Origin of the sequence: Paracoccus subflavus (assembly GCF_004310345.1) — a bacterium.
In the GTDB taxonomy this organism is placed as follows: domain Bacteria; phylum Pseudomonadota; class Alphaproteobacteria; order Rhodobacterales; family Rhodobacteraceae; genus Paracoccus; species Paracoccus subflavus.
Genome location: NZ_SISK01000013.1, coordinates 1 through 26,225 on the forward strand (window position 1 = coordinate 1; position 26,225 = coordinate 26,225).

Here is a 26,225-nt window from a genome sequence, read left to right on the forward strand (position 1 = left end):
GCCGTTCAAACTGCGCGTCGCTTAACCAGAACTCCGAAGCCATGTCCGTCCTCCTGCTTCAAACCGCAGGGAATCACACTTCGGCCCAGCGGGGAATCCCGTTTATGGGTCCAGATCCTAGAGCAGGTTGCGCGCTTCCGTGGTCACGCTGATGGTGTCGGCATCGTATTCACTCAGGCAGCCTAATGGTTCTGCCTTGTTTCCTCGTGAAAATGCCGCGCCAGACGCGCCATGCTTCGAGACATGATCATCAACTGGTCGCCGCCCAGCGCCTTCGCGATAGTTCTACAAGCCTTCCACGTATACGTGGCCCATCCAGAGGCACTGTAGAGCCGCTTGAACTGAACTTGGCGAGCCGCAGCTTGCCCTTGATCTTTCCTGCAGCTTTTCCCGAACGAGGCGGCCATCCGCCGCCTGGTCGGCGCGATCCTGATGGAGCAGACCGAGGAGTGGGCAGTGCAACGCTCCTGATACATGACACTGGAAACGTTCGCGCCGGTCTGCGACGATCCCATCGTCAGCCTGCCTGCCGCGCAGACGGACTGATCAGCTCGGCCCGCCGACACCAGTCAGGCCAGCCAAGAGCTACACCACCTCATGGGACATGACCACGGCTGCGGTGTAGCGGTGACCCTTAACCCTGGTTTCGACCGGGAACGGAGCTATATGGCCCAAGCCAACAAGACACGGGTCACGCGGCTGTTTCAGAACTCTCTAAACCGAGCACTGAAGGAGATCGGCCAGACCGGGCTTGAATACGCCTTCCTGTTCGAGTTTTCTCCGCAAGGTCGTCTTCATCTGCACGGTGTTTTTCCAGGCACAGGGGTAGATAGCAGGTAAGCGTCCGGCCTGAGCGCCCTGCCGCGTGGTGAGAGAGGCGGGTAGTGTCCACCAACGATAGTGGACACTATGGTGATGGCGTGGCGCGTCGGACGAAGCGACTTTGGACGGATGAGGAGAAGCGGTCGATCTGTTTCCAGACGACGGCGCCGGGCGTTTCCGTGGTTCAGGTGGCGCGGCGCTACGCGGTGAACGCGAACCTGATCTTCAAGTGGCTGCGCGATCCCCGTTATGCGCCGGACCCCGCCTTGGTTGCGCCCCCAGCAGAGGAGGCGCGCTTTCTGCCGGTAGAGATTGTCGCGGAGACCAGGTCTGCCCCGGCGGCACCTGCCGCCGAGAACCACATCGAGATCGACCTGGCGGGCGGTCACCGGATGCGGATCAGCGGCAGCTATGATCCTGAGGCGCTGGCGCGACTGATCCGGGGCCTGACAGCGTGATTCCGGTTCCGGCCAACACGCGGGTCTGGCTGGCGGCCGGGGTCACCGACATGCGCAAGGGCTTTGCGGCGCTCGCGGCACAGGCCGAGGCGGTGCTGAAGCAGGACCCGTTCGCCGGGCATCTGTTCGTGTTCCGTGGCCGTCGGGGTGACCTGGTGAAGGTCATCTGGTGGGATGGCCAAGGGGCCTGCATGTTCATGAAGCGCCTGGAGAAGGGCCCCTTTGTCTGGCCCTCGGCCAAGGAGGGCAAGGTGGCTTTGTCGCCTGCGCAACTGTCGATGCTGCTGGAAGGCATCGACTGGCGGGCCCCAGAACGGACGTGGCGGCCTCTGGCTGCGGGATAATCGCCTGCCCCTCGCGAGAAGGATTCCCACAAGGAATACAGTGGAATAAACTTCCTTCATGCTCGACCAGACCCTGACCCTGCCGGAAGACCCCGAGGAGTTGCGCAGCTTCACAGCGCGGCTCCTGGCCGAGGTGAAGGCGCAGGCGATCCTGATCGAGAAGCTGCGCCACCAGCTGGCGGGGCACCGGGCGCACCGGTTCGGGGCGTCGTCCGAGACCGCCGAACAGCTGCAACTGGCCCTCGAGACCAGCGAGATCGCCGCCGCCGCGATGACCGCACGGATGAAGCTGCCCGACATCGAGGAGAAGGACAAACCCAAGCGCCGCCCGATCCCGGACCACATCCCCCGGATGGAGGTCGAACTGACGCCCGGCTCGGACGCCTGTGCCGACTGCGGCGGGCACCTGCGCCGGATCGGCGAAGACGTCACCGAGGAACTCGAGTATGTCCCCGGCCGCTTCATCGTGAACCGGATCGTCCGACCCCGGCTGACCTGCGCCTGCTGCGAACGCTTCGTCCAGGCGCCGCTGCCGACGCGCCCTATCGAGCGCGGCCGCCCAGGGCCGGGTATGCTGGCCCATGTCCTGGTCAGCAAATTTGCCGATCACCTGCCGCTCTACCGCCAGAGCCAGATCTTCGACCGCGAAGGTCTCAACCTCGACAGATCGACCCTGGCCGATTGGGTGGGCAAATCCACCGCCCTGCTGGAACCCCTCGCAGATGCCATCGGCCGCCATGTCCTGTCGGCCGAGGCGATCTTCGCCGACGACACGCCCGTGAGCATCCTTGCCCCCGGCACCGGCAAGACCCAGACGGCACGGCTCTGGACCTATGCCCGCGACGAACGACCGTGGGGCGGGATCGCACCACCGGCCGCCTGGTATAGGTTCTCCGGCGACCGCAAGGGCCAGCACCCCAAGGACCATCTGGCCCGCTACCGCGGATGGATGCACGCCGACGGCTATGCCGGGTTCGAGGATCTCTATCGGAGCGGAGCGATCCGCGAGGTCGCCTGCATGGCCCATGTCAGGCGCAAGTTCGTCGACATCCACCGAGCGCAGGGCTCCCCGATCGCCGAAGAGGCCATCGGCCGGATCGCGCAATTCTACGCCGTCGAGAAGGAAGCCCGAGGGTCGCCACCGGATGTCCGGGTCGAACTTCGCAAGGCACATGCGGCCCCGATCTTCGACGATCTGGCGCGATGGCTGGCCCTGCAACTCACCACGATCTCTGGCAAATCCCCGCTCGCGGCCGCCATCCGCTATGCCCTGACCCGCATGGAGCGCCTGCGTCCCTACCTCGACCACGGCATTCTTGAGCTGGATAACAACGCCGCCGAACGCGGCATGCGCGCCATCGCCCTTGGGCGCAAGAACTTCCTCTTCGTCGGCTCGGAGGCGGGCGGCAAGGCCGCTGCCATCGCCTACACCCTGATCGAGACAGGCAAGCTCAACGCCATCGATCCACACGCCTGGCTCGCCGACACACTCGCCCGCATACCAGACTACAAGATCACAAAGGTCGACGACCTGCTGCCCTGGCAATGGAAAGGGTAGCAGTCAGGCCGGACGCTTACACCTGCTGCCCTGGCAATGGAAAGGGTAGCAGTCAGGCCGGACGCTTACGATAGCAGCGCTCTTATGGCGATCAAGACTGCCCTTCGTGAATCCCAATGACATCGGTGCGCCGTTTGATTTCGCCGTTCAGACGCTCGATCGGATTCGTCGAGTGCAACTTCGCCCGGTGCTGCGGGGGAAAAGTCATGTAGGCGAGGACATCCTCCTCGGCCCCGTCCATGAGGGTGGCGAGCTTCGGCAGCTTGCTCCGCATCTGATCGGCCACGAGCCGCCAATGCGTCCGGGCCGCCCCATGGTCGGGCTGTGCGAAGGCGGTGGCAATGAAGGCCGACACGACCCTGCGGCTGCTCTTGCCGGCATGAGCCAGGGCATTCCTCTGAAAATGCACGCGGCAGCGCTGCTAGGTCGTGGACAGCACGCGGGCGGTGGCGGCCTTGATGCCCTCGTGCGCGTCGCTGATCACCAGCTTCACGCCGGCCAGGCCGCGGCGCACGAGGCCGCGCAGGAAGTCGGTCCAGAACGTCTCTGCTTCAGATGGGCCGATCGCCATGCCGAGCACCTCGCGGCGGCCATCGGTGTTCACGCCGACCGCGATGGTGACGGCAACGGACACGATACGGCCGCCCTGGCGGACCTTGAGGTAGGTGGCGTCGATCCAGAGATAGGGCCACTCGCCCTCGATGGGCCGGGTCAGGAACGCATCGACCCGCTCGTCGATCTCTTCGCACAACCGACTGACCTGGCTCTTGGAGATGCCGGTGCCATGGCCTGCACGAGATCGTCCATCGCGCGCGTCGAGACGCCGTGGACATAGGCTTCCTGGATGTCCGCCGTCAGCGCCTTTTCTACGGCCCGGCGGGGCTCCAAAAAGGACGGGAAGTAACTGGCCGTGCGCAGCTTGGGGATGCGCAGTTCCACGTTCCCGGCACGGGTCTGCCAGTCGCGGTCCCGGTAACCGTTGCGCTGCGCCCGGCGCTCTTCGTTGCGTAGTTCGCAACAGTGATCCGCCAAACGTTGCGTTACTCGGCTGTTCTGCTGCGTCCGGTTGCGCAAGATCCGTCAGTGTCGGTCTGCAAGGAAGCCGTTTCTAGAATCGCCTATACGCCATTGTGGAGGATGAAGGCTCCGGAATGCTCAGGGGTCCCGATGCACCCCCGTCGACCTGATTGATTTTATCTAGGACTTCGGCTCTTTCCGTTGATGTTCGCCGCTGGTCCCAAGCGCATTGCTGATCATGGCTAGGTAGATTTGTCTTATCAGCAACAAGAGAGACGATCATGCCATACCCCTATGCAAACAGCCCAGCTGCAATCTTCATTCGCCGCCAGACTGAACTTCTTGCTCACAAGAAAAGTCAGAGAGAAATCGCCCACGAGGCGGGATTCATGAATCCGAACCTGATCTCCATGTTCAAAACTGGAGCATCGAAGATACCGCTCGACCGCGTGCCGAGCTTGGCCCGTTCCCTGGAGGTCGATCCTGCCTTCTTGATGCAACTCGCCTTAGAACAGGCGGTGGGAAAAACGGCCTCTGTGGCGCTGCTGGAGGTTTTCGGGACGCCGACCACGGTGAATGAACGCGCATGGCTTTTGGAAATCCGTGACGCGTCAGACCACACGGATCCGAAGTTGACCGCCCGGTCGCGAACAGTGTTGCGATCCATCTTCAGTCGCTAAACGGAGAGAATTTCTTGAGAGCGCGTCCGCCTCGTTCCAAAAGGGGATCTCGACCGACGTAGGTCTGCCTGGGTTCCCCAAAATGGGGCAGGAACATGGATTTCCCCTTTCGTCAGTCACGTGTCCGTCGCGGGACCGATCGAAAGGCACTTATTCCCCATGCCGCGATCGGCCAGTTTCCTTACCAATCAAAGGTCATCGCGCCTCCGGAGCCGGGCCTGACGGTGCAGCAGTTGTCTCCGGCTGTCGTTATGCATCGTGAGAAAGCTGTCAGTAGTCCGGCTGCCGAAAAATCCTCCCCCGAGGGCGCTTCAGCTCTTCGGGATCTCGCGGAACGTTCGCAGCACAGGCGTGATCTTACATGTTTCACGGGATGATGGGCACTCAATCCAGCTGATCATGGGCGGCAATTCCACAGGATCGTGGCAGGTTTGGCCGACAGTGTGAAGCTACGGTTCCTCTGACAGCCGACAGACTCAGCGATCAGGCAGACAGCACGCCGAACAGCAGGGACGCGCATGGCGCTGGCATGGGTGACACTGACGCCCAACGCGACAGGCTGGACCCCGAACAGCCCAAAGGCTGCGGGGTCGGTCAGAGTGATAGACCTCTGTTCGACAGAGTGGCCTTTGCCGAAAGCACGGCTAAGGCGCGACAGGATGGACACAAGGATACTCGCAACAGATCAACCGTGTTTTTTGTATCACAGGCGTTGTTTAGATGCAACATTTTACGCGAGTTTGTAGTCGGGCAAAGCATCTATAACGGGGATGCGAGCCTTTACCGACACATCGCCGTAATCGTCCGATGCTGTCTTGCTGGCATGACCTTGGATTGCGTCAACGATGCGGTCAGACAGTCCAAGTTCGCGCGCCTGGGTCTTGAACCGATGCCGCCAGCCGTGCGACGGTTGGATCCCTGCCGGGACAAGCTCCGCCTCTTGCAACCATTGCGTCACCCGCCCGGCGGTCGCACGGGCAGCCGCGAGATAGCGCGCCTGAGTCTTGGCTACGTGGAACAACGGGCCAGGCTTCGCGGCCTTCACAAAGTCAATGAAGCCCAGGACAATCACCTGCTGATGCAGCGGCACGTCGCGATAGCCGCCCGCCTTCACGCTGCCAGCGTCGGGCGTGACGCGGATCACCCACCTATTGCCTTCCTGCCGCAAGTCCTCTTTCCGAAGTTGCGCCATCTCGGCCACGCGCGCCCCGGTGAAGGCGCAAAGGATCGGCAGCCAACGCTTCGCCGCCGTGATATGGGCGCTTTCTCGGTTAGCGGGATTGTCTGTCTGCTTGGGCTGATAGTTGGTCGAAGCCTTTAAAACCTCCACGGCCTCGCGCGTCGTGTAGCCGCGTTCACGGGTGCGCTGTTTCTTCGCGACCTCTTGCCTGACCGCCTCGGCTTCGTTCGTGGGCAGCCGGTCGTTTTCGAAGGCCCATCGCAGCATGGCACGGACGCTGGCGAGATATTTGTCGGCAATCGTCTTGGTTGATCGGCCCTCGGCCAACAGCTTGTCGCGCCAGTCCAGCAGGTTGCGCTTGGTGATCCGCCGGGCGTCAGCATGACCAAGAAACTTAATCAAATGCAGGATTGCGGTTTCCCAGGCCCCTGCCCCGTCCTTGTGCTTTCCCAAAGCCTGCCGGGCGGCAATGTAGTCCTTGAACAGAGTCTTGATCGGAACCGGATCGGCGGGCACGTCAGGGTGCGAGGCTGCCGGTGCCTTTACTATAGGGTCGGACGGTTGGCCGCCATAGTCGCCCCGGTCGCGCTCCAGGGTCCGCTCCAGGGCTTCAATTTCGGCCCGCATGATCTGACGGGCCAGCACCTTCCGTTCCGCCGATCCTGGCGGCGCGGTCCAGCTGTTCCGCGCCAGAAGGTCGTCTATCGCGTCTTCGACAAGGTGGGTTCGGTCGGCAGTCAGATCGCCGCGCAGAGCGTCCAGCTTCACCTGCCGAGCGTTCTGGTCGAAGTCACGGGCACCGCGTTTCAGAAGCCAGTCGAGAGACTGACTTAAAATTTCAATCGGATGGATGGGGATACCGTTCTGCTGGCACCGGCGGACAACCTCATCTTTCTCTGCCTCGATCTCGACATCCGTAGGGTAAGCCGCCCGTGTAGTGTCATCGCTCGCCAGCATAGACTGATAATGCGACCAGACCGCCCGGCCATAGTCCACGGTCGTGATCGGGCTGCGCAGATCGTCCAGCCGGGCCCCTGCGGCCTTGGCCCCTGCGGCGTCGATCTGGCGCTGTAGGGTCGCCACGGCAGCAGGAAGCGCTTTCATGGCTGCCCGGCGTTCACCACCAAGCGGCACTACTAGTTCGGTCTTGCCGATGACCGCGCGCAAGTGCGCCGGAACCGCGACTCGGGCATAGAACCGCCCGCCCTTGACCTTCAAATTCTTGACCTGACCAGCCATCCGCAGACCTTATTCTGGCACCAACTCAGGCACCAAAAGAGGCACTAACCCCAGAAAAGCAAGGGTTTTCTTTCGTTTCAATGGGATGATATGGTGCTGCGAGAGAGGATTGAACTCTCGACCTCACCCTTACCAAGGGTGTGCTCTACCACTGAGCTACCGCAGCATCGTGAGGGGGCGTTTAGACAAAGCGGCAGGTTCGCGCAAGGGGGAACGAGGGAAAAATCCCGGCCCCCGCCTCCGGCGTCGCTGCGTTTGCTGGACTGTCGCCGCGCCGGACGATAACAGGTGGCGGATGAGCGAGCGCCCGGACGATACACAGAAACGGACCACCCGCGAAGACCGGCTGCGCGCGGCCCTGCGCGCTAACCTGCAGCGCCGCAAGGCGCAGGTGCGCGCGCGGGCAGCCGACGCAAAGGACGGGCCAGAGGACGGCGACACAGGCAAGGACGACAGCTAGATGGACCAGATCATCGTGCGCGGGAACGGCCCGCTGAGCGGCGAAATCCCCATTGCGGGGGCCAAGAACGCCTGCCTGACGCTGATGCCCGCGACGCTGCTGACCGACCAGCCGCTGACGCTCACCAATGCGCCGCGTCTGTCCGACATCCGCACCATGACCGCCCTGCTGCAATCCCTGGGGGCCGAGGTCGCCAGCCTGCAGGACGGCCAGGTTCTGGCCCTGTCCAGCCATGCGCTGACCAGCCACCGCGCCGACTACGACATCGTGCGCAAGATGCGGGCCTCCATCCTGGTGCTGGGACCGATGCTGGCGCGCGATGGCCGGGCCGAGGTATCGCTGCCCGGCGGCTGCGCGATCGGTGCCCGCCCGGTGGATTTGCATCTCAGGGCGCTGGAGGCGATGGGGGCGGAACTGGACCTGCGCGACGGCTATGTGCACGCCAGGGCACCGTCGGGCGGATTGAAGGGGGCGGTGGTCGATTTCCCGCTGGTCTCGGTCGGCGCCACGGAAAACGCGCTGATGGCCGCGACCCTGGCACGCGGCACCACCGTCTTGCAGAACGCAGCCCGCGAACCCGAGATCGTCGATCTGGCCCGCTGCCTGCGCGCCATGGGCGCCCGGATCGAGGGCGAGGGCACCAGCACCATCACCATCGAGGGTACCGACAGCCTTCACGGCGCCACCCACCCCGTCGTGACCGACCGGATCGAGCTTGGCACCTATATGCTGGCGCCTGCCATCTGCGGCGGCGAGGTGGAATGCCTGGGCGGCCGGATCGACCTTCTGTCGGCCTTTTGCGAAAAACTGGACGAGGCGGGGATCAGTGTCAGCGAAACCCCGCGCGGTCTCAAGGTCGGCCGGCGGAACGGCATCCGCGCGGTCAATGTCACGACCAAGCCTTTTCCCGGCTTTCCGACCGACCTCCAGGCACAGTTCATGGCGCTGATGTGCGTGGCCGAGGGCACCAGCGTGCTGGAGGAAACGATCTTCGAGAACCGCTTCATGCACGCCCCCGAACTGACCCGCATGGGCGCGCGGATCGAGGTTCATGGCGGCCATGCGACCGTCACCGGCGTGGACGGACTGCGCGGCGCCCCGGTGATGGCGACCGACCTGCGCGCATCCGTCAGCCTGATCCTGGCCGGTCTGGCCGCCGAGGGACAGACAACCGTCAGCCGTGTCTATCACCTTGACCGGGGCTACGAACACGTGGTGCGCAAGCTGCGCGGCGTGGGCGCCCATATCGAACGCGTCAAAGAGGAGTAAGCGATGTCCCCCGACGCCCGTTTTGCCGATGCCGATCCCTTGCCCTTGGCCCTGATGGCCGAGGACGAGCAGGACCTGCGCGTCCTGTCGTCCCTGTTGCAGGATGCCGTGCTGCCCGCCTCGGAAATGTCATACGATCCCCGCGGCCGGTCGCTGGCCCTGCTGGTGAACCGGTTTCGCTGGGAGGATGCGGAACAGGCAGCGGCCGAAGGACGGGATTACGAGCGGGTCCGGTCAGTCCTGCTGATCCGGGACGTGATGCGCGTCCTGTCCGACGGCATCAGCCGCGAGGCGGACACGGTTCTGGAATTGCTGGCGATCCGGTGGCAGGCCGGGACGGACGGCACCGGGCGGCTGCTGCTGGAATTCGCCGGTGACGGCACGCTGGCAGCTGAGGTCGAATGCATCAACATCGACCTGCGTGACGTGACCCGTCCTTATCGCGCGGTTTCCGGCAAGGCCCCGTCCCATCCCGACTAGGCGCGGACCGTCATGCGTGGCTTGAGGCCGCGCAGAGCAGTCGCTAACAAGAGGTGCCGGGGGATTGGTCCCGGCCGCAGGAACCCAGAATGCCGGTCACGCTGAACACCTCCGACCCCGATTTCGAGGCCCGCTTTGTCAGGATGCTGGCCGGCAAGCGCGAGGACGCGACCGAGGTGAACGATGCCGTCGCCATGATCATCGCCGATGTGCGGGCGCGGGGCGATGCGGCACTGTGCGAGATGACCCGCCGCTTCGACCGGCTGGACCTGACACCGGACCGCCTGCGCTTTTCCCCCGACGAGATCGCGGCTCAGGTCGCCAAGGTCGGCCACGAGGATCGTGCCGCCTTGGAACTGGCGGCCGAACGCATTCGCGCCTATCACGCCCATCAGATGCCCGAGGATGCCGAATGGACCGACCGGCAGGGCGCGACACTGGGCTGGCGATGGACGCCCGTGTCGGCGGCGGGGCTCTATGTCCCGGGGGGACAGGCGTCCTATCCCTCGTCGGTCCTGATGAATGCCATCCCCGCGCGCGTGGCGGGGGTCGAACGGCTGGTGATCTGCGTGCCGACCCCCGGTGGCGTGGCGAACCCGATGGTGCTTCTGGCCGCACAGCTTTCGGGCGTGGACGAAATCTATCGCATCGGCGGGGCACAGGCGATTGCGGCCATGGCCTATGGGACCGAAACCATCGTCGCGGTGGACAAGATCACCGGGCCGGGCAATGCCTATGTAGCGGCGGCCAAGCGTCAGGTCTTTGGCCGCGTGGGCATCGACATGATCGCCGGCCCGTCCGAAGTCCTGATCATCGCCGCGGGCGACCAGCATCCTGACTGGCTGGCGCTGGATCTGCTGGCACAGGCCGAACACGACGCCGACGCGCAGTCGATCCTGATCACCACCGATCCGGGCCTTGGCCATGCGGTCGCCGGCGTGGTGGACCGCATCCTGCCCACGCTGTCCCGGGCACGGATCGCTGGCGCAAGCTGGCGCGACCACGGCACCATCATCATCGTCCGCGACCTGGACGAGGCTGCCGCCCTCTCCAACCGCATCGCCCCCGAACATCTGGAACTGTGCGTGGACGATCCCGAATCCCTGGCCGCGCAATGCGTCCATGCAGGGGCGATCTTTCTGGGCCCCTATACGCCCGAAGCGGTGGGCGATTATGCCAGCGGTCCGAACCACGTGCTGCCGACGGCGCGGTCGGCGCGGTTTTCATCGGGTCTGTCGGTGATGGATTTCCTCAAGCGGACAACCATCGCGCGTCTGTCTCCCGGCGCGCTGGCGGCCATCGGGCCGGCCGCAATGCGTCTGGCCGCCGCCGAGGGCCTTCAGGCCCATGGCGAATCGATCCGCCAGCGCCTGATCCGCCTGAACGAAAGACCCGCGCCATGAGCCGGATCATCCAGATCGAGATCGACGATTCCCACGCCCCGCCGGCCACCCCCGAGATGGAGCAGGAACGCCGCATCGCGATCTTCGATCTGATCGAGGACAACAGCTTTGTCATCCCCGGTCGCGATGGCCAGGCGGGACCGCAAGGCCCGTTCCGACTGGTGTTGTGCATCCGCGAACGCCGGCTGGTGTTCGACCTGTCGGCGCCGCAGGGCGGGCGGCTGGCGGAATTTCATCTGTCGATGGGACCGTTCCGGCAGGTTACAAAGGATTACTTCCAGATCTGCCAAAGCTATTTCGACGCGGTCAAGCGTCTTCCCCCGGCCCAGATCGAGGCGATCGACATGGCCCGACGGGGCATCCACAACGAAGGCGCGCGAACCTTGCAGGAACGGCTGGAGGGCAAGGCCGACCTGGACATCGACACCGCCCGGCGCCTGTTTACCCTGATCTGCACCCTGATACCCCAGGGGTGACGATGGCCCGGAACGCGATCCCGACATCGGTCCTGTTCTGTTGCGATCACAACTCTATCCGTTCGCCCATCGCCGAAGGCATGATGAAAAAATTCTATGGCCGCGCCGCTTATGTGCAGTCCGCCGGCGTCAGGAACGACATGGAGATCGACGGCTTTGCCATCGCCGTCTGCAACGAGATCGGAATCGAGATCGCCAACCACCGCAGCCGCAGCTTTGACGAGATGAAGAACTGGGGCGACGACCTGGGCGCTTTCGACCTGATCGTCGCCTTGTCACCGGCCAGCCAGCGCCAGGCCCTGGAACTGACGCGGGTGTTTCATCTGGACGTGGAATATTGGCCCATCATGGACCCGGCGGGCCTGGCCGAGGGACGCGATGCCAAACTGGCCGCCTATCGCCAGACCCGCGACCAGATCAGAACCCGCATGATCGAACGCTTTGGCCCGCCAAAAGGCGACGGCTAGAAAGCAATGCCGCCCCGCAAAGGGTGTTCTGGAAAGACGCAAGAAAAAACCGCGCCGCCCTTCAGGGGTGGCGCGGCAGTTTGACGATGCCGACGGGGTAGGTTCAGCAGCGCCAGTGCGATGGCACGTCCCACACGGGGCGGGCGATTTCCTGACTTACCTGTTCGGAGGACAACCCCACGTCGCGCAGGTGATGCGGCTGCAAGGCCGCCAATGCCCTGCGGGAACGCCAGACAGCGTGCATGGCAACGATCCGTCCCCATACAGGGGGACGGAACGTCCGGAACTGCCGAAACGTCACGGCGGCTGAAACATCCTTTCTGGCCACGGATCATCCTCGCTGATGATAAAGATCGTTTAATTTGATACTTTAGGCAGGCTTCATTTTTCTTGTTGATGGATACCCGAATATGCATCATTCGAGAAACGAATGTTTTTGATCCGATCCATCAGGGGGATTGAGCCATGCGAAATCTTGACGTTGCGACGCTGAGGTCGCTTCAGGGCATTGCGGAATACGGGGCCGTCACCCGCGCGGCCGAGGCGCTGAACATGACGCAAAGTGCCCTGTCCATGCAGATGAAACGGCTTGAGGATCTGTTCGGCGAGCCCATGCTGCGCAAGCAGGGGCGCGGGGTGGTGCTCAGCGACTTTGCCGTGGAACTGCTGCTCGAGGCGCGCAAGCTGGTGGCGATGAACGACGCGATCGTGTCGCGGTTCACCGGAGAGCGGCCCGAGGGCCGTCTGCGGGTGGGCCTGACCAGCGACTGGCTGTTCAACCGCGTGGCCCAGGCGGTGCGGGCTTTCAGCCAGGCCAATCCCCGGATCGAACTGATCATCAACGACGGCCGCAGCAAGGATCTGCGCCAGCAGATGAAACGCGGCGAACACGACGTCATCCTGACCACCGAATTCGAGGCGCCGCCGGGGGCGATCCACCTGTCCAAGATCGATCTGGCCTGGTTCGGCGCCATCAATGGCCAGGCGTGGCGGCAACGTCCGCTGCCCTTGGCCAACTCGCTCCATTGCGCCTATCACCCGGTGGGGCTTGCGGCGCTGGACCGGGCGGGGATCGAATGGTTCCAGGCGGTCGCCGATGGCGGCAGCGACACCTGGCGGGTGACGGCGGCCGCGGATTTGGGGGTCACCATCCTGCCGCGGGGAATCGCCCAGGCGGGATTGGAGCCCGTGGATCACGGAGGCGCCCTGCCGCCCCTGCCGCCGACATGGCTGAACGTCTATGTCGCGGACGGCCCCGCACGGCGCGAGGCTGCGGATTTCGCGGGCTATCTGCGCCGGGCGGTGGACGACGTCGCCATGGCCGCGTGACCATGCCCGGCAGGTCGGACGGGATCGGACATGCACCCATCCTTTGGCGACAAAAGGCGGGGCTTCCGGTCGGAACCCCTCTCCTGTCCATGGCCCTGTCGGCTTGATCCCACCGCCGAACTGCGCCACACAGACCCGGTTCGCAGGAGAGTGCCATGACCCGGATCGACGACACCTTTCAGCGCCTTCAGGCCCAGGGGCGCAAGGCCTTCGTGACCTATATCATGGCGTCCGACCCCGACGAGGATACGACCCTGCAAATCATGCTGGGCCTGCCCGATGCCGGGGTGGACATCATCGAACTGGGAATGCCTTTCACCGATCCCATGGCCGACGGGCCGACGATTCAGTCGGCCGGACAGCGCGCCCTTGCCGCGGGGGGCAGCGTCACCCGCACGCTGGCGATCCTGCGCGAGTTTCGCAGGGCCGATAACACCACGCCCGTCGTGCTGATGGGCTATTACAACCCGATCTATGCCCGTCCGGGCGGCGTCGAGGGGTTTCTGGCCGAGGCGAAGGACGCCGGCGTGGACGGCCTGATCGTCGTGGACCTGCCGCCCGAGGAGGATGACGAATTGTGCATCCCGGCCAATCGCGCAGGGCTGAACTTCATCCGTCTGGCCACGCCGACGACCGATGACCGCCGCCTGCCGGTCGTTGTAAAGAACACCTCGGGCTTCGTTTACTATGTCAGTGTCACCGGCATCACCGGCGGTCCCGCCGCGAACGCGGCCGAGGTCGCGCCCGAGGTCGCGCGCATCCGCGCTGCCTCGGGCCTGCCGGTGGTGGTTGGCTTCGGCATCTCCACCCCCGATGCCGCCCACCAGATCGCCAGCGTGGCCGATGGCTGCGTGGTGGGCAGCGCCATCGTCAAGAAGATCGGCGAAGGACGGCCCGTCCCCGAGGTGCTGGACTTCGTGCGGGACCTGGCGGCCGGGGCGCATCGCGGTTGATGCGGATACCGGGCTTTGACCACATCGCAATCGGCGCCCGGTCGCTGGACGAAGGCGCGGAATGGCTGGCCGACCGGCTGGGCGTCGGCCCCGAGCCGGGCGGCAGGCATCCGCTGATGGGAACGCACAACATGCTGCTGTCGCTGGGGCCGGCCGAGTATCTGGAACTGATCGCCATCGACCCCGCCGCCCCCGCCCCCGACCGCCCGCGCTGGTTCGGGCTGGACCGTTTGGACGGGCCGCCCCGGCTTGCGGGTTGGGTGATGCGGCAGTCGCCGCTGATGGCACCGGCCGGCAGCGGGATCAGCGCGGCCAGCCGGGGGGATCTGTCCTGGCGCATCACCATTCCGGACAGCGGCCAGATGCCAGACGACGGTGCCCGACCCATGCGCATCGACTGGGGGGAGGGCACCCATCCGGCCGACCGCCTGCCCGATCGCGGCCTGCGTCTGGCAAGGTTGATGCTGCCGCTGGACCGGATGCCGCTTGCAGACCCGCGCATCCAGTCGGGCGGGGCATTTTCGGCCGTCATCGCAACCCCGCAGGGCGAGGTCGTCCTGTGATCCGCGACGCCGTGCCCGGCGACGCTGCCGCCATCGCCGCGATCTGGAACCCGCTTATTCGCGACACGGCGATCACCTTCTGGCCCACCGAACGCAGCGAGGCCGAGATCGGCGCCCTGATCGCCGACCGGCAGGCCCAGGGCCACCCCTTTGTCGTCATCGAGGACCAGGGCGGTGTGGCAGGCTTTGCGACTTATGCCCAGTTCCGGTCCGGCGGCGGCTATGCGCGCAGCATGGAACATACCATCTACCTTGCGCCCCTGGCGCAAGGCAGGGGCATGGGACGGACGCTTCTTGCCTGGCTGGAGGATCATGCCCGACAGCGCGGGCACCGGCTGATGATCGGCGGGATCACGGCATCCAACGAAGGATCGCTGCGCTTTCATGTCCGCGCCGGCTATGCCGAATGGGGACGCATCCCCTGTGCAGGCTGGAAATTCGGACGATTTCATGACCTTGTGCTGATGGGCAAGGACCTGGGCAACTGATCGCCCCGGTCTGCGACAGCCTGCCCCTACACTTTGTCCCGGTCAGCGGCTAGACTGACGGCATGGACATGCGCGTGACCGATGCCCCCTGCCCCTGCCTGCCGAAGCCCCGCAGCTTCTGGCAGCGGATCGGGGACAGGCTGGCGGTCTTTCTGGGGCATCCGCGCGCGTCGGTGCCGCCCGAACGCTCGGTCGCGTTCACCATCGCCGTGATTGCCCTAGGCGCCAAGCTGGCCAAGGCCGACGGGGCCGTTGCCCGGTCCGAGGTTGCGGCCTTCCGCCGGGTCTTCATCATCCCCCGGTCCGAGGAGCGCAATGCCGCCCGGGTCTTTGACCTGGCCCGTCAGGACGTGGCGGGCTTCGACGCCTGGGCGCGGCGGATCGCGGCGATGTTCGCCCCCGGCGATCCGGTGCTGGCCGATGTGATCGAAGGGCTGTGCATCATTGCGGTGGCCGACGGCGGAATGCACGAAAACGAAATTCTGTTCATCGACGAGGTCGGCCGGATCTTCGGGCTGCCGGCCAAACAGGTCGCGTCGATCCGGCTGCGCCACGACCGCCAGACCGGATGCCCGCCCTGCGACGTACTGGGCATTCCCATCGATACCCCCCTGCCCGAGGCGCGCAAGCGGTTCCGCGCCCTGATCCTGGAGGCCCATCCCGACCGCGCCATCGCCCGTGGCCTGCCCCCCGAGGCCGTGCGCCTGGCCGAGGCGCGCACCCGCCGCCTGAACGAGGCATGGGAGGCGTTCAAGGGCATGCGCCGGGGAACCCTTGCGACCCCCGCCGAATAGGGCGCGGCCCTTGTGGCGCAGGGTGGCTGCGACTAGGTTCGGCCTGACCCAGAAACGGACACCGTGATGCCCCCTGACGCCGCGCCCGCCTATCAGGTGCTTGCCCGCAAATACCGGCCCGAGACTTTCGCCGATCTGGTCGGGCAGGACGCAATGGTGCGCACGCTGAAGAACGCCTTTGCCGCCGACCGCATCGCACAGGCCTTCGTCATGACGGGCATCCGCGGCACAGGCAAGACGACCACCGCACGCATCATCGCCAAGGGCATGAACTGCATCGGACCCGACGGACAGGGCGGGCCCACCACCGAACCCTGCGGCACCTGCGAACATTGCGTGGCAATCAGCGAAGGGCGCCATGTCGATGTGATGGAGATGGACGCGGCATCGCGGACCGGCGTGAACGACATCCGCGAAATCATCGATTCCGTCCACTATCGCGCGGCCTCGGCCCGCTACAAGATCTATATCATCGACGAAGTCCACATGCTGTCGATCAACGCCTTCAACGCGCTGCTCAAGACGCTCGAGGAACCGCCCCCGCATGTGAAGTTCATCTTTGCCACCACCGAAATCCGCAAGGTGCCGGTCACCGTCCTGTCGCGCTGCCAGCGGTTCGACCTGCGCCGGATCGAGCCCGAGGTGATGATCGCCCTGCTGCGCCGCATCGCCGCCGCCGAAAGCGCGCAGATCACGGACGACGCCCTGGCGCTGATCACGCGTGCCGCCGAGGGATCGGCCCGCGATGCGACCAGCCTGCTGGACCAGGCGATCAGCCATGGCGCGGGTGAAACCACTGCCGAACAGGTCCGCGCCATGCTGGGCCTGGCCGACCGGGGCCGCGTCATCGACCTGTTCGAGATGATCCTGCGGGGCGATGCCGCCAGCGCGCTGGTCGAATTGCAGGCCCAGTACGCCGATGGCGCCGATCCGGTGGCCGTGCTGCGCGATCTGGCCGAGATCACGCACTGGATCTCGGTTGTGAAGATCACGCCCGACGCGGGCGAGGATCCCACCATCGCGCCCGACGAACGGGTGCGCGGCAAGGAACTGGCCGACCGCATCGCCATGCGGGTTCTGACGCGTCTGTGGCAGATGCTTTTGAAGGCCCTGGACGAGGTTTCGACGGCACCCAATGCCATGATGGCGGCGGAAATGGCGATCATCCGCCTGACTCATGTGGCCGACCTGCCCGACCCCGAGGCACTGATCCGCAAGATCCAGCAGGCCCAGGCGGCGGGTGATTTCGCGCGCTCGGCCGCGCCCGCCGCCCCGGCGCAGGCCCCGCGCGCGGCCCGGCCCGCCCCGGTGATGGCACAGCGTTCGGGCGCCGCGACCGCGCTGGCGGTCAGCCCCGATGCCTTCACGGCCTGGCCCGATTTCGCCTCGGTTCTGGACCTGATCCGGCGCATGGGCGACATGCTGCTGCTGATGCAGGTGGAAAAGCATGTGGGCCTGGTCCGCTACGGCCCCGGCCGGATCGAATTCCAGCCGCGCGGCGATGCGCCGGCCGACCTTGCGCAGCATCTGGCCGAACGGCTGCGCGGCTGGACCGGCGGGCAACGCTGGACGGTCACGGTCACGAACGAGGGCGGCGCGCCCTCGATCGCCGAACAGAACGCCGCCGAGGAGCTCGGCCGCCGCGAACGAGCGCTGCAACTGCCCATTGTGCGCGAGGTGATGGCAGCCTTTCCCGGCGCCACCCTGCGCGCCGTGCGTGACGCCCCTCCGGAACCCGCGGCCGAGGAGGAAACAGTGGCCGATGGCGCAGCAAACCCCCATGACCTGACGCAGGGTCCGGTGGCCGAGGTCGAGGAATGGAACCCCTTTGAGGACGAGGATTAGGCGATGATCAAGGGTTTGGGCAGCTTTGGCGACATGGCCAAGATGATGAAGGTGGCAAAGGACATGCAGGACCGGATGCAGCAGATGCAGGCCGATCTGGACACGATCACCGTGACGGGCGAATCCGGCGCGGGTCTGGTCAAGGCCACCTGCACCGCCAAGGGTGAGTTGACCGCGCTCGAGATCGACCCCTCGATCTTCGTGCCGTCGGAAAAGGAGGTGGTCGAGGATCTGATCCTGGCCGCCATCAAGGACGCGCAGCGCAAGGCGCAGGACCGGATGCAGTCCGAAATGGCGCGCATCACCGAAAGCATGGGCCTGCCCGCCGACATGAAGCTGCCGTTCTAGGCCATGGCCGACGGCAGCGACGACATCCAGGCGCTTGTCGGGCTGATGGCGCGGCTGCCGGGGCTGGGGCCACGGTCCGCCCGGCGCATCGTGCTGCACCTGATCCGCAAGCGCACGGGGCAGATGTCGCAACTGGCCGGACTGCTGGACCGGGTGGCTGTCAATTCCCGCGAATGCGTGACCTGCGGCAATGTCACCGACCGTGACGAATGCGCGATCTGCACCGATCCCGCCCGCGCCACGGGGGAAATCTGCGTGGTCCAGGACGTGGCCGACCTGTGGGCCCTTGAACGCGGCCGTGCCTTTGGGGGGCGCTATCACGTCCTGGGCGGAACGCTGTCGGCATTGGACGAGGTCGGACCCGACGATCTGGGCATCCCCGCCCTGATCGACCGGGTGGATCGGGAAAAGATCCGCGAGGTCATCCTGGCGCTGAACGCCACTGTGGATGGCCAGACCACCGCGCATTACATCGCCGACGCCTTGGCCGATTCCGGTATCACCGTTACGGGGCTTGCGCAGGGGGTGCCGATCGGCGGGGAACTGGATTACCTCGATGACGGCACGATCAGCGCCGCACTGAGGGCGCGGCGGCGGCTCTAGGCAGCCACAAGATCCCCGGCCAGCGCCTTTTCGATCAGCGCGCGGGTTTCATTGATCCCGTAAAGCGCGATGAACCCGCCGAAACGCGGCCCCTGATCGGCGCCCAGCAGCACCTGATACAGTGCCGCGAACCAGTCGCGCAGCGGTTCGAACCCGTGGTCCTTGCCGACCGAGAAGACCATCGACTGCAACGCCTCGGGGTCCGCGGGCTGGTCCCAGGCGGCCAGACGACCGGCCAGATCCTCCATCGCACGGCGCTCTCTCTCGGAAGGCGGGCGGAACTGGCGGGCGGGCGCCACGAAGTCGGTGAAATACCGCACCGCAAACCCTGCCGCCTGATCCAGCCCCGGATGGGTTTCGGGCGACGCCTCGGGGGCATATCGACGGATGAAGCCCCACAGCCCGTTCTTGTCCTTGGCCCCGGCGACGGATGCCAGGTTCAGCAGCATCTGGAACGGCACCACCATGTCGCTGGCCGGCACGTCGCCGCCATGGATGTGCCAGACGGGGTTGGCAAGTCGCTGGTCAGGGGTCTGGTCGGGAAAAGCGCGCAACTGCTGGTGATATTCGTCCACCGCCTTGGGGATCACGTCGAAATGCATCCGCTTGGCGGTCTTGGGCTTCTGATACATGAAATAGGACAGGCTTTCGGTCGCCGCATAGGTCAGCCATTCGTCGATGGACAGCCCGTTGCCCTTGGATTTGCTGATCTTCTGTCCGTGCTGGTCCAAAAACAGCTCATAGGTGAAATGCTCGGGCTTGCGGCCGCCCAGGATCTCGCAGATGGCGTCATAGATCGGGGTATTGGTGCTGTGATCCTTGCCGTACATCTCGAAATCGACATCCAGTGCCGCCCAGCGGGCACCGAAGTCGGGCTTCCATTGCAGCTTGACCTGCCCGCCCGTGACCGGCAGCGTGGTTTCCACCCCCTCCTCGTCGTCGAAGGTGACGGTGCCGTTCCTGGCGTCGACATGCTTGATGGGCACATACAGCACCTTGCCGGTCTTGGGGCTGATCGGCAGAAAGCAGCTATAGGTCTGCTGGCGCTCCTCGCGCAGGGATGCCAGCATCACCTCCATGATCGCCTCATAGCGTTCGGCGGCCAGCCGCAGCGTGTCGTCGAACTGCCCGGACCTGTAGAACTCGGTCGCGCTGATGAATTCGTATTCGAAGCCGAAGGTATCCAGGAAACGCCGCAGCATGGCGTTGTTGTGATGCCCGAAACTGTCGTATTCGCCGAACGGATCGGGGACCGTGGTCAGCGGTTCCTGCAAATGCTGGCGCAGCATGTCCTGCTGGGGGACATTGTCCGGCACCTTGCGCATCCCGTCCATGTCGTCGGAAAAGCAGAACAGCCGGGTGGGAATGTCGCTGATGATCTCGAAGGCGCGGCGGACCATCGTCGTGCGGGCCACCTCTCCGAAGGTGCCGATATGGGGCAGCCCCGATGGGCCATAGCCCGTCTGGAACAGGACATAGCCCTTGTCCGGGTCCTTCTTTTCATATCGTTTCAGCACCCGGCGCGCCTCCTCGAACGGCCAGGCCTTCGACTGCATCGCGGCGTCGCGCAGGGGGGTCATCGCACACTTCTCCTGTTCCAAGACCACGACGCCTTATTGAAAGCAGCCTCTATCGTCAATAATTTGCGCCCGGACCGACCGCCAAAGGATGCGCCATGACCCTGGATTTACCCTCGTTCTCGCCCTGCGATGCCCTGGTGGCGGTGATGGTGGCCGTCACGGCCTCGGACCAGACCTACCGGACCTCCGAACTGGTGGCGATCCAGCGCAGCGTGGACCATTATCCCGTCTTTGCCGATTATGATGCCGACCGCATCCGCGCCGTCAGCCAGACCGTCATCACCCTGTTCGAGGAAGAAGAAGGGCTGGACGCCCTGTTCGGCCTGATCCGCGACGCACTGCCCGCAAAACTGTTCGAGACCGCCTATGCCCTGGCCTGCGACGTGGGCGCGGCGGACGGGCGCCTGTACGATGGCGAAATCGCCATGCTTGCCGAAATCCGCCACCAGTTGAACATTCCCCGCCTGCACGCCGCCGCCATCGAACTGTCGGCGCAGGTGCGCCACCGGGTCCTGTAGTCAGGACCAGACGGTCAGGATGTCGTCCTGAAGCTGCTTGGCATCGCGCGTCCAGGACAGAACGCCTGCCGGCAATTCCTGGCCCGCGGTGGCGGCCTGCCGCGGCATGTCGCTGCACAGGACCGCAAAGGCCGATTGCGTGCCGTCGGGGCGTTGCAGATAGCCCGCCAGGTTCGACACGAAGTTCAGCGTTCCGGTCTTGGCGCGGACTGTTGCCGTCCGCAAGGGATCGCCGCCCGGCAGATCATCGCCCAGCGGATCGGTTTTCAGCAGATCCGGCAGCCCCGCCTCCAGGCCCGGTCCCGCCAGCAGCCGCGCCATGCCCTGCGCCGTCACCCGGCTGTCGGAGGACAGACCGGAATGGTCGGCCAGCGTGAAATCCTGGCCCTGCCCCTGTGCCGCCAGCCATGCCTGCATCGCGCGGGCCGAGGCCGCCGGGCCGGGCGCGCCGCTGGCGTGCAGGCCCACCACCTCGGCCGTGAGATTGGTCGAGAAATTCAGCATCCCGCGCAGGATCTCGACCAGCGGCGGGCTGGCATGGCTGGCCACCACCTCGCCCTGCGGCAGGTTCTGGATCACTTCGGGCGCCGGCAGGACCAGTCCCCTGGCGCGGCACAGGGTCTGGAACACGTCGCCCGCATAAAGCTCGGGCTTGCGGACGGGCAGCCAGCGGCTGCCGGGGCGGCTCAGGGCGCTGCGGGCGATTGTCCAGCGTTCGCCGGGGTGCTGGTCCTGCCAGGCGAACAGATCGGGCGGATCGCCCGGCGCCGCCGTGACCGTGTATGCGCGCGGCGAATGTTCGGCCGCCCGCGCCTCCAGCGTCATCTCGACCGCGCCGTTCTGGGACCGCCAGCCCAGATGCACGCGATTGAAGTTCAGGATCATCCCGGACAGCGCCGGATTATAGGCCAGATGATCGGCCTGCGGAGGCGCGATTTCCGGGATCTGCGGCAGGGCACCGCCCCAGACGGCAAAGCGCGCGGGCGCGGATTGACCGGTTGCCGCCAGATCGGCCGCCAGCCGCGCGAGATCGTCGGTGGACAGCAACGGATCGCCGCCCCCGGCCAGGATCAGGGTGCCGCCGGACCGGACAATCCTGGTGGCAAAGGTGCGGGTCGGCCCCAGACGCGCCAGGGCATATAAAGCCGTCACAGCCTTCAGGATGCTTGCGGGCATCATCGGGGCCGCGGCCAGCGCGGCATCGGCCAACCCGTCTTCGGGCCGGTCCACCTGCGCATAGGCGACGATTCCCGGCAGGCCGCTGGTGGCGACGACGGAACCGGCGCTGAACGCGGGTTTCGGGGGCGGACGGCCCCAGACAGGCGCCACGGGCAATGCCGCCAGCCCTGCCAGAAGGCTGCGGCGGAGCATCAGCGCGGGCCCGTCGCATGTCGCAGCACGGTCGAGGACTGGCGCGACATCCGCAGATTGACCAGAACCCAGGCGGGCGGCGCGCGCAGGGCAAGCGTTTCCGCCTGTGCCAGCGACAGCCGCGCCCGCGCCATGACCTGTGCCGCAGGTGACCGGCGCGCGGCAGTCCGGGAACCAGGCCGGGCCAGAACCCCGATGGGCACCATGGCGGCAATGTCCTGCCAGCGATCCCAGCGATGGAACTGCACCAGATTGTCCGACCCCATCAGCCAGACGAATCGCACGCCGGGATAGATCCGCTTCAAAGCGGCCACCGTGTCCGCCGTCATCCGGGTCCCCAGGTCCTGTTCGATTCCGGTAACGACCACGCGCGGGTCGGTCAGCATCCGACGTGCATGGGCAACCCGTTCGGCCACCGGCGCGGGTCCGTGTTCCTTCAGCGGATTGCCGGGGGACACGAGCCACCAGACACGGTCCAGATGGAACACCCGCATCGCGGCCTCGGTGATATTCACATGCCCCTGATGGGCGGGGTCGAAGGAGCCGCCCAGCAGACCGATGCGCATTCCCGGCCGCGCGACGGGCAGACCCGCCCGGATCACAGCGTGATGGCCGAGATAAGCCTGCCGTAATCGGCCTGGCTCTCATGCGTGGCGCGGCGATAGCTGAAGAAGCGATGGAGGTCGGAATAGGTGCAATGGCCCGACCATTCGGCCTCGACCCCCGCGTCCCGCAGGCGCGCCAGACCGAAAGACGGCAGGTCGAACATCGGACGCCCGTTCGGCCCGCCGCTGAAAAAGCGGCCGTAGCCGGGATCTTCGGCCAGAAACCTGTCCATGAAATCGGGACCGACCTCATAAGCGCGCTGGCTGATGGTGGGTCCGATCACGGCGCGCACGCGGTCGGCGCCCAAACCGCGCATGGCCTCGACCGTGGCGCCGATGATCCCTTCCAGCGCCCCGCGCCAGCCTGCGTGGCAGGCCCCGATGACGCCGGCCCGGGCGTCAGCCAGCAGGATGGGCTGGCAATCGGCGGTCAGCACGGCAAGCGCCACCCCGCGCCGGGCGGTGACGATGCCGTCCGCCTCGGTCGCGGCGACGACGGGCAGGCGGTGATCGTCGGTCAGCGTCACCACATCGGCCGAATGGACCTGCTTGACGGTCGCCAATGCATCGGCGGACACGCCCATCGCCGTGGCAACGCGGGCGCGGTTCACGACCACCATCTCGGCCTGATCGGTGGACCTGCGGCCACAGTTCAATCCCGAAAACAGCCCGGACGACGCACCGCCCTTTCGGGTGAAAAAGCCGTGTTTCACGTCGCGCAGCAGGGGATGGGTCAGAATCTCAAGCGTGGTCTGCATGAAGCCTCAGCGCATCAAAACCGGGCACCGGGGTCGCCCCCCGCGGCCATACGGCCATTGCCTTGAACAGGTGGCCCATTTCATCGGGGTGGGTCAAGCGGCGAAGCGCGGCCCCGGCCCCCGCATCCCCCCCGGCGGCCAACCGCTCTGCCCGCTGCGCCGCGCCCAGCGATAACAGCCAGTCCCCCTGCGGGACGGGACGCGAAGCGACGGCGCCCGCCCGGATCGCTGCGGCAGCCAAGGGCGCAAAATCGACATGGGCGGTCAGGTCGGCCTCGCCCGGATGGACCAGGGGATCTTCGGGCCGGTGGCCGCGCAGGGCCTGGAATGTATCGCCGTAACCGTTCCAGCCGCCGTAATCGACGATGATCGCGGCACCGCCATGGGCGGCGATCCGGCGGGCAATTGCCTCGACGATGGCGGGGGCCGCAGGGCATTCCTCGACCACGTCGCCGGGCCGGCCGTCGCGCGGCAGCGGCACCACGGGACCAAGCCCGAGACACAGTCCGGCATCCGACAGCCCCACCATACGTTCAGCCCAGCCCTTGTCGATCCGCTGATACTGCCGGATCGGCAGGGCATCGAAGAATTCGTTGGCGATCAGGAACAAAGGCCGTTCCGGCAGGTCATCGACCCCCGACAGATGAGCAACCGGCCCCAACCTGTCGCGCTGAACCTGACGCAGCACGGGCGAGACCTCGATCAGCGTCACCTGTGCGGCATCCGTCATGCCCGGCACCTTGCCCATCGCCCGCAGCATGTCGGCCATCAGCGTGCCCCGGCCCGGTCCCGGCTCGGCCAGGGTAAAGGGCGCGGGGCGGTTCTGGTCGATCCAGGCCTGCGCCAACGCAAGGCCGCAAAGCTCGCCGAACATTTGATGGATTTCCGGGGCCGTGGTGAAATCGCCCCGCAGTCCGAACGGATCGCGCGCGGTGTAATATCCATGCTGCGGATGCAGAAGGCATAGTTCCATGTAATCGGCCAGCGTCATCGGCCCTGTCGCGCGGATCCGGGCTGCAATGATCGCGGCCAGCGCCGTCATGCAGGCGCCGGTGCCGCCGGCCGGTGCTGGGCGCGCAGGATCAGAGCCAGGCCCACCACCACCATGGGCAGCGACAGAAGCTGGCCCATGGTCAATCCGATTACCGGGCCGCCAAGGACATGGCCCAGCGGGTTGTCGGGCGTGATGAACTGGGCATCGGCCTCTCGGAACAGTTCAACGAACATGCGGGCAAGACCATAGCCCGCCAGAAACACGCCAAAGGCAAGGCCGGGCCGCCGCAGCCCCCCCGCCCGGACCAGCAGCAGCAGGACCAGGCCCAGCAAAATCCCCTCAAGCCCGGCCTCGTAAAGCTGGCTGGGATGGCGGGCGCAGGGTCCGACGACGCCGGGGCAGGCCTGCGCGGCCTCGCCGGGGAAGACGACGCCCCAGGGCAGGTTCGTAGGGCGGCCCCACAACTCGGCGTTGATGAAATTGGCGATGCGTCCGAAAAACAGTCCGATGGGCGCCACCACCGCCAGAGCATCGGCCAGCCGCAGCGGCGGGATGTCGTTGGCACGGCAAAAGCCCCAGACCGCAACGATGACCCCTGCAAAGCCGCCGTGAAAGCTCATGCCGCCCTGCCAGACCTTTATGATCTCGGCCGGGTTGGCAAGGTAGAAGCCGGGCTCGTAAAACAGCACGAAGCCCAGCCGCCCGCCCAGGATCACCCCCAGGATCACCCAGGTCAGCAGGTCGTCCACGCGATCGGCGGCCATCGGCGCCCGGTCGCCCCACAGCCGGTCGCGCCGCATCATCGCGGCAACGATCCGCCAGCCGATCAGCAGTCCTGCCAGATAAGCCAGGGCATACCAGCGCAGCGACAAGGAAAACCCGCCCAGATCAATGGTGAAAATCTCGGGGGCGATGTCGGGAAAAGGGATCATGGGGCCTCGGGCTTTTGTGCGGCGCAAGCTAGCGGTCGGTGACGCCGTGTCAACATCGCGCCCGGATCGCCCCCTCGCGGGGCCAAGACGGGTCCGCACATTGAACCAGGACGCCGCCCCGCCCATATAGGGCCAAAGCAACCATCCTGGGGCAAACGGAAATGACGACGCAAAACAAGTTCTTCGATGACATCTCGAAGCTGATGACCAATGCGATGGGCGTGGCCCAAGGCGCCAAGTCCGAAGCCGAGAATGCCATGAAGGGCTGGGTCGATCGCTGGCTGGCGGATCGCGATTTCGTGACCCGAGAGGAGTTCGAGGCCGTGCGTGAAATGGCCATCAAGGCCCGCACCGAGAATGCCGAACTCAAGGCCCGGTTGGACGCGATCGAGGCGGGGCGCCAGAACTGAGCGTCAGGGCCGCACCCGATCGCGCAGCGCGCCCGCCCGGTCATACAGCAGAACCTCGCCCGCCTCGGTGACGACCACGATCCAGTCGCGCGCAAAGGTCACGGCGGCCGGCTGGGCGCCAGCGGGCAGGGCGATGCCCTCGGGCAGGTCGGGCAGCATCGGCTGGCTCAGCCGCATCCACAGCAACGCCACGATGGCAATCATGCCAAGGCCCATGACGGCTGCCAGCCCCATGACCAGCCAACGCAGCATCCGCAGTTCCGGCACCGCTTTCGCCGCCG

Annotated in this window: 29 protein-coding genes, 1 tRNA gene and 2 pseudogenes; 21 read left to right on the forward strand and 11 right to left on the reverse strand. The window is 65.8% G+C overall.

Annotation, left to right across the window (positions count from 1 at the left end; genetic code table 11):
• Positions 1-384: 384 nt before the first annotated feature.
• The 4 genes and pseudogenes from EYE42_RS14095 to tnpC all read left to right on the forward strand — a co-directional run.
• Positions 385-546: pseudogene (locus EYE42_RS14095) on the forward strand (IS256 family transposase); the annotation flags it as partial.
• 338 nt (positions 547-884) lie between these two features.
• Positions 885-1,280, forward strand: a complete 396-nt coding sequence (tnpA, locus tag EYE42_RS14100; RefSeq protein WP_130991965.1) for an IS66-like element accessory protein TnpA — start codon at positions 885-887, stop codon at positions 1,278-1,280.
• A complete protein-coding gene (tnpB, locus tag EYE42_RS14105) occupies positions 1,277-1,624 on the forward strand; it encodes an IS66 family insertion sequence element accessory protein TnpB (protein WP_130991966.1) in 348 nt (115 codons plus the stop codon). Before tnpA ends, tnpB begins: the two co-directional genes overlap by 4 nt.
• Before the next feature lie 58 nt (positions 1,625-1,682).
• Positions 1,683-3,182, forward strand: coding sequence for an IS66 family transposase (gene tnpC / locus EYE42_RS14110; protein ID WP_130991967.1), 1,500 nt, complete (start codon positions 1,683-1,685; stop codon positions 3,180-3,182).
• 94 nt (positions 3,183-3,276) lie between these two features.
• Here tnpC and EYE42_RS14115 read toward each other — a convergent pair.
• Positions 3,277-4,190: pseudogene (locus EYE42_RS14115) on the reverse strand (IS256 family transposase); the annotation flags it as partial.
• A gap of 290 nt (positions 4,191-4,480) precedes the next feature.
• Here EYE42_RS14115 and EYE42_RS14120 point away from each other — a divergent pair.
• Positions 4,481-4,879 (forward strand): helix-turn-helix domain-containing protein, encoded by a 399-nt coding sequence (locus tag EYE42_RS14120; protein ID WP_246020825.1) that lies wholly within the window; start codon positions 4,481-4,483, stop codon positions 4,877-4,879.
• A gap of 730 nt (positions 4,880-5,609) precedes the next feature.
• On the opposite strand, the gene EYE42_RS14125 is transcribed toward EYE42_RS14120, so the two are convergent.
• The gene (locus tag EYE42_RS14125; protein WP_130991969.1) at positions 5,610-7,298 is read right to left on the reverse strand and encodes a tyrosine-type recombinase/integrase; all 1,689 of its coding nucleotides are present in this window, start codon (positions 7,296-7,298) and stop codon (positions 5,610-5,612) included.
• Between the two features lie 91 nt (positions 7,299-7,389).
• Positions 7,390-7,464, reverse strand: a tRNA-Thr gene (locus EYE42_RS14130).
• Positions 7,465-7,593: 129 nt separating this feature from the next.
• Here EYE42_RS14130 and EYE42_RS16045 point away from each other — a divergent pair.
• The 6 genes from EYE42_RS16045 (at position 7,594) to EYE42_RS14155 (ending at position 11,853) form a co-directional block, all read left to right on the forward strand.
• Positions 7,594-7,758 carry a hypothetical protein gene (locus EYE42_RS16045; RefSeq protein WP_165455804.1) on the forward strand — a complete coding sequence of 55 codons (165 nt, stop codon included), beginning with the start codon at positions 7,594-7,596 and terminating at the stop codon, positions 7,756-7,758.
• The gene (gene murA, locus EYE42_RS14135; protein WP_130991970.1) at positions 7,759-9,027 is read left to right on the forward strand and encodes a UDP-N-acetylglucosamine 1-carboxyvinyltransferase; all 1,269 of its coding nucleotides are present in this window, start codon (positions 7,759-7,761) and stop codon (positions 9,025-9,027) included.
• 3 nt (positions 9,028-9,030) lie between these two features.
• Positions 9,031-9,507, forward strand: a complete 477-nt coding sequence (locus EYE42_RS14140; protein WP_130991971.1) for a DUF2948 family protein — start codon at positions 9,031-9,033, stop codon at positions 9,505-9,507.
• Between the two features lie 89 nt (positions 9,508-9,596).
• The gene (hisD, locus tag EYE42_RS14145) at positions 9,597-10,910 is read left to right on the forward strand and encodes a histidinol dehydrogenase (RefSeq protein ID WP_130991972.1); all 1,314 of its coding nucleotides are present in this window, start codon (positions 9,597-9,599) and stop codon (positions 10,908-10,910) included.
• Positions 10,907-11,386 (forward strand): UPF0262 family protein, encoded by a 480-nt coding sequence (locus EYE42_RS14150; RefSeq protein WP_130991973.1) that lies wholly within the window; start codon positions 10,907-10,909, stop codon positions 11,384-11,386. Before hisD ends, EYE42_RS14150 begins: the two co-directional genes overlap by 4 nt.
• 2 nt (positions 11,387-11,388) lie before the next feature.
• Positions 11,389-11,853, forward strand: a complete 465-nt coding sequence (locus EYE42_RS14155; RefSeq protein ID WP_130991974.1) for an arsenate-mycothiol transferase ArsC — start codon at positions 11,389-11,391, stop codon at positions 11,851-11,853.
• A gap of 103 nt (positions 11,854-11,956) precedes the next feature.
• Here the strand turns inward: EYE42_RS14155 and EYE42_RS14160 are convergent, their stop codons facing one another.
• The gene (locus EYE42_RS14160; protein WP_342772718.1) at positions 11,957-12,181 is read right to left on the reverse strand and encodes a DUF1127 domain-containing protein; all 225 of its coding nucleotides are present in this window, start codon (positions 12,179-12,181) and stop codon (positions 11,957-11,959) included.
• A 137-nt stretch (positions 12,182-12,318) separates the two neighbouring features.
• Between EYE42_RS14160 and EYE42_RS14165 the strand changes: the two genes are divergently transcribed.
• The 8 genes from EYE42_RS14165 (at position 12,319) to recR (ending at position 18,776) form a co-directional block, all read left to right on the forward strand.
• Positions 12,319-13,182, forward strand: coding sequence for a LysR family transcriptional regulator (locus EYE42_RS14165; RefSeq protein ID WP_130991976.1), 864 nt, complete (start codon positions 12,319-12,321; stop codon positions 13,180-13,182).
• Between the two features lie 155 nt (positions 13,183-13,337).
• Positions 13,338-14,135: a tryptophan synthase subunit alpha gene (trpA, locus tag EYE42_RS14170; protein ID WP_130991977.1), complete on the forward strand. Its 798-nt coding sequence runs from the start codon at positions 13,338-13,340 to the stop codon at positions 14,133-14,135.
• Entirely contained in the window at positions 14,135-14,698 is a 564-nt protein-coding gene (locus tag EYE42_RS14175; protein ID WP_130991978.1) for a VOC family protein, read from the forward strand. Before trpA ends, EYE42_RS14175 begins: the two co-directional genes overlap by 1 nt.
• Positions 14,695-15,186: a GNAT family N-acetyltransferase gene (locus EYE42_RS14180; protein WP_130991979.1), complete on the forward strand. Its 492-nt coding sequence runs from the start codon at positions 14,695-14,697 to the stop codon at positions 15,184-15,186. Before EYE42_RS14175 ends, EYE42_RS14180 begins: the two co-directional genes overlap by 4 nt.
• Before the next feature lie 74 nt (positions 15,187-15,260).
• The gene (locus EYE42_RS14185; protein ID WP_425466571.1) at positions 15,261-15,980 is read left to right on the forward strand and encodes a TerB family tellurite resistance protein; all 720 of its coding nucleotides are present in this window, start codon (positions 15,261-15,263) and stop codon (positions 15,978-15,980) included.
• Positions 15,981-16,046: 66 nt separating this feature from the next.
• Positions 16,047-17,825, forward strand: coding sequence for a DNA polymerase III subunit gamma/tau (locus EYE42_RS14190; protein ID WP_130991981.1), 1,779 nt, complete (start codon positions 16,047-16,049; stop codon positions 17,823-17,825).
• A 3-nt stretch (positions 17,826-17,828) separates the two neighbouring features.
• Positions 17,829-18,173 carry a YbaB/EbfC family nucleoid-associated protein gene (locus EYE42_RS14195; RefSeq protein ID WP_130991982.1) on the forward strand — a complete coding sequence of 115 codons (345 nt, stop codon included), beginning with the start codon at positions 17,829-17,831 and terminating at the stop codon, positions 18,171-18,173.
• Between the two features lie 3 nt (positions 18,174-18,176).
• Positions 18,177-18,776 carry a recombination mediator RecR gene (gene recR, locus EYE42_RS14200; RefSeq protein ID WP_130991983.1) on the forward strand — a complete coding sequence of 200 codons (600 nt, stop codon included), beginning with the start codon at positions 18,177-18,179 and terminating at the stop codon, positions 18,774-18,776.
• On the opposite strand, the gene EYE42_RS14205 is transcribed toward recR, so the two are convergent.
• Complete coding sequence (locus EYE42_RS14205; protein ID WP_130991984.1) at positions 18,773-20,356, reverse strand: lysine--tRNA ligase; 1,584 nt, start codon at positions 20,354-20,356, stop codon at positions 18,773-18,775. The genes recR and EYE42_RS14205 overlap by 4 nt on opposite strands.
• A 95-nt stretch (positions 20,357-20,451) precedes the next feature.
• Between EYE42_RS14205 and EYE42_RS14210 the strand changes: the two genes are divergently transcribed.
• Positions 20,452-20,874 carry a tellurite resistance TerB family protein gene (locus tag EYE42_RS14210; RefSeq protein ID WP_130991985.1) on the forward strand — a complete coding sequence of 141 codons (423 nt, stop codon included), beginning with the start codon at positions 20,452-20,454 and terminating at the stop codon, positions 20,872-20,874.
• On the opposite strand, the gene dacB is transcribed toward EYE42_RS14210, so the two are convergent.
• From dacB to lgt, 5 genes are read right to left on the reverse strand one after another with little or no spacing between them, the layout of a single operon-like run.
• Entirely contained in the window at positions 20,875-22,245 is a 1,371-nt protein-coding gene (gene dacB / locus EYE42_RS14215) for a D-alanyl-D-alanine carboxypeptidase/D-alanyl-D-alanine endopeptidase (protein ID WP_130991986.1), read from the reverse strand. It abuts the gene before it with no gap.
• Positions 22,245-22,844, reverse strand: coding sequence for a nicotinate-nucleotide adenylyltransferase (locus EYE42_RS14220; protein WP_130992030.1), 600 nt, complete (start codon positions 22,842-22,844; stop codon positions 22,245-22,247). Before EYE42_RS14220 ends, dacB begins: the two co-directional genes overlap by 1 nt.
• Entirely contained in the window at positions 22,844-23,608 is a 765-nt protein-coding gene (pgeF, locus tag EYE42_RS14225; RefSeq protein WP_130991987.1) for a peptidoglycan editing factor PgeF, read from the reverse strand. Before pgeF ends, EYE42_RS14220 begins: the two co-directional genes overlap by 1 nt.
• The gene (locus tag EYE42_RS14230) at positions 23,592-24,650 is read right to left on the reverse strand and encodes a class I SAM-dependent methyltransferase (protein ID WP_130991988.1); all 1,059 of its coding nucleotides are present in this window, start codon (positions 24,648-24,650) and stop codon (positions 23,592-23,594) included. The genes pgeF and EYE42_RS14230 overlap by 17 nt, the downstream gene beginning before the upstream one ends.
• Positions 24,647-25,534, reverse strand: coding sequence for a prolipoprotein diacylglyceryl transferase (gene lgt / locus EYE42_RS14235; RefSeq protein ID WP_130991989.1), 888 nt, complete (start codon positions 25,532-25,534; stop codon positions 24,647-24,649). The genes EYE42_RS14230 and lgt overlap by 4 nt, the downstream gene beginning before the upstream one ends.
• A gap of 161 nt (positions 25,535-25,695) precedes the next feature.
• Here lgt and EYE42_RS14240 point away from each other — a divergent pair, with 161 nt between their 5' ends.
• Positions 25,696-25,944, forward strand: a complete 249-nt coding sequence (locus EYE42_RS14240) for an accessory factor UbiK family protein (protein WP_130991990.1) — start codon at positions 25,696-25,698, stop codon at positions 25,942-25,944.
• A 3-nt stretch (positions 25,945-25,947) separates the two neighbouring features.
• On the opposite strand, the gene EYE42_RS14245 is transcribed toward EYE42_RS14240, so the two are convergent.
• The gene (locus tag EYE42_RS14245; RefSeq protein WP_246020826.1) at positions 25,948-26,196 is read right to left on the reverse strand and encodes a DUF6476 family protein; all 249 of its coding nucleotides are present in this window, start codon (positions 26,194-26,196) and stop codon (positions 25,948-25,950) included.
• Positions 26,197-26,225 lie beyond the last annotated feature (29 nt).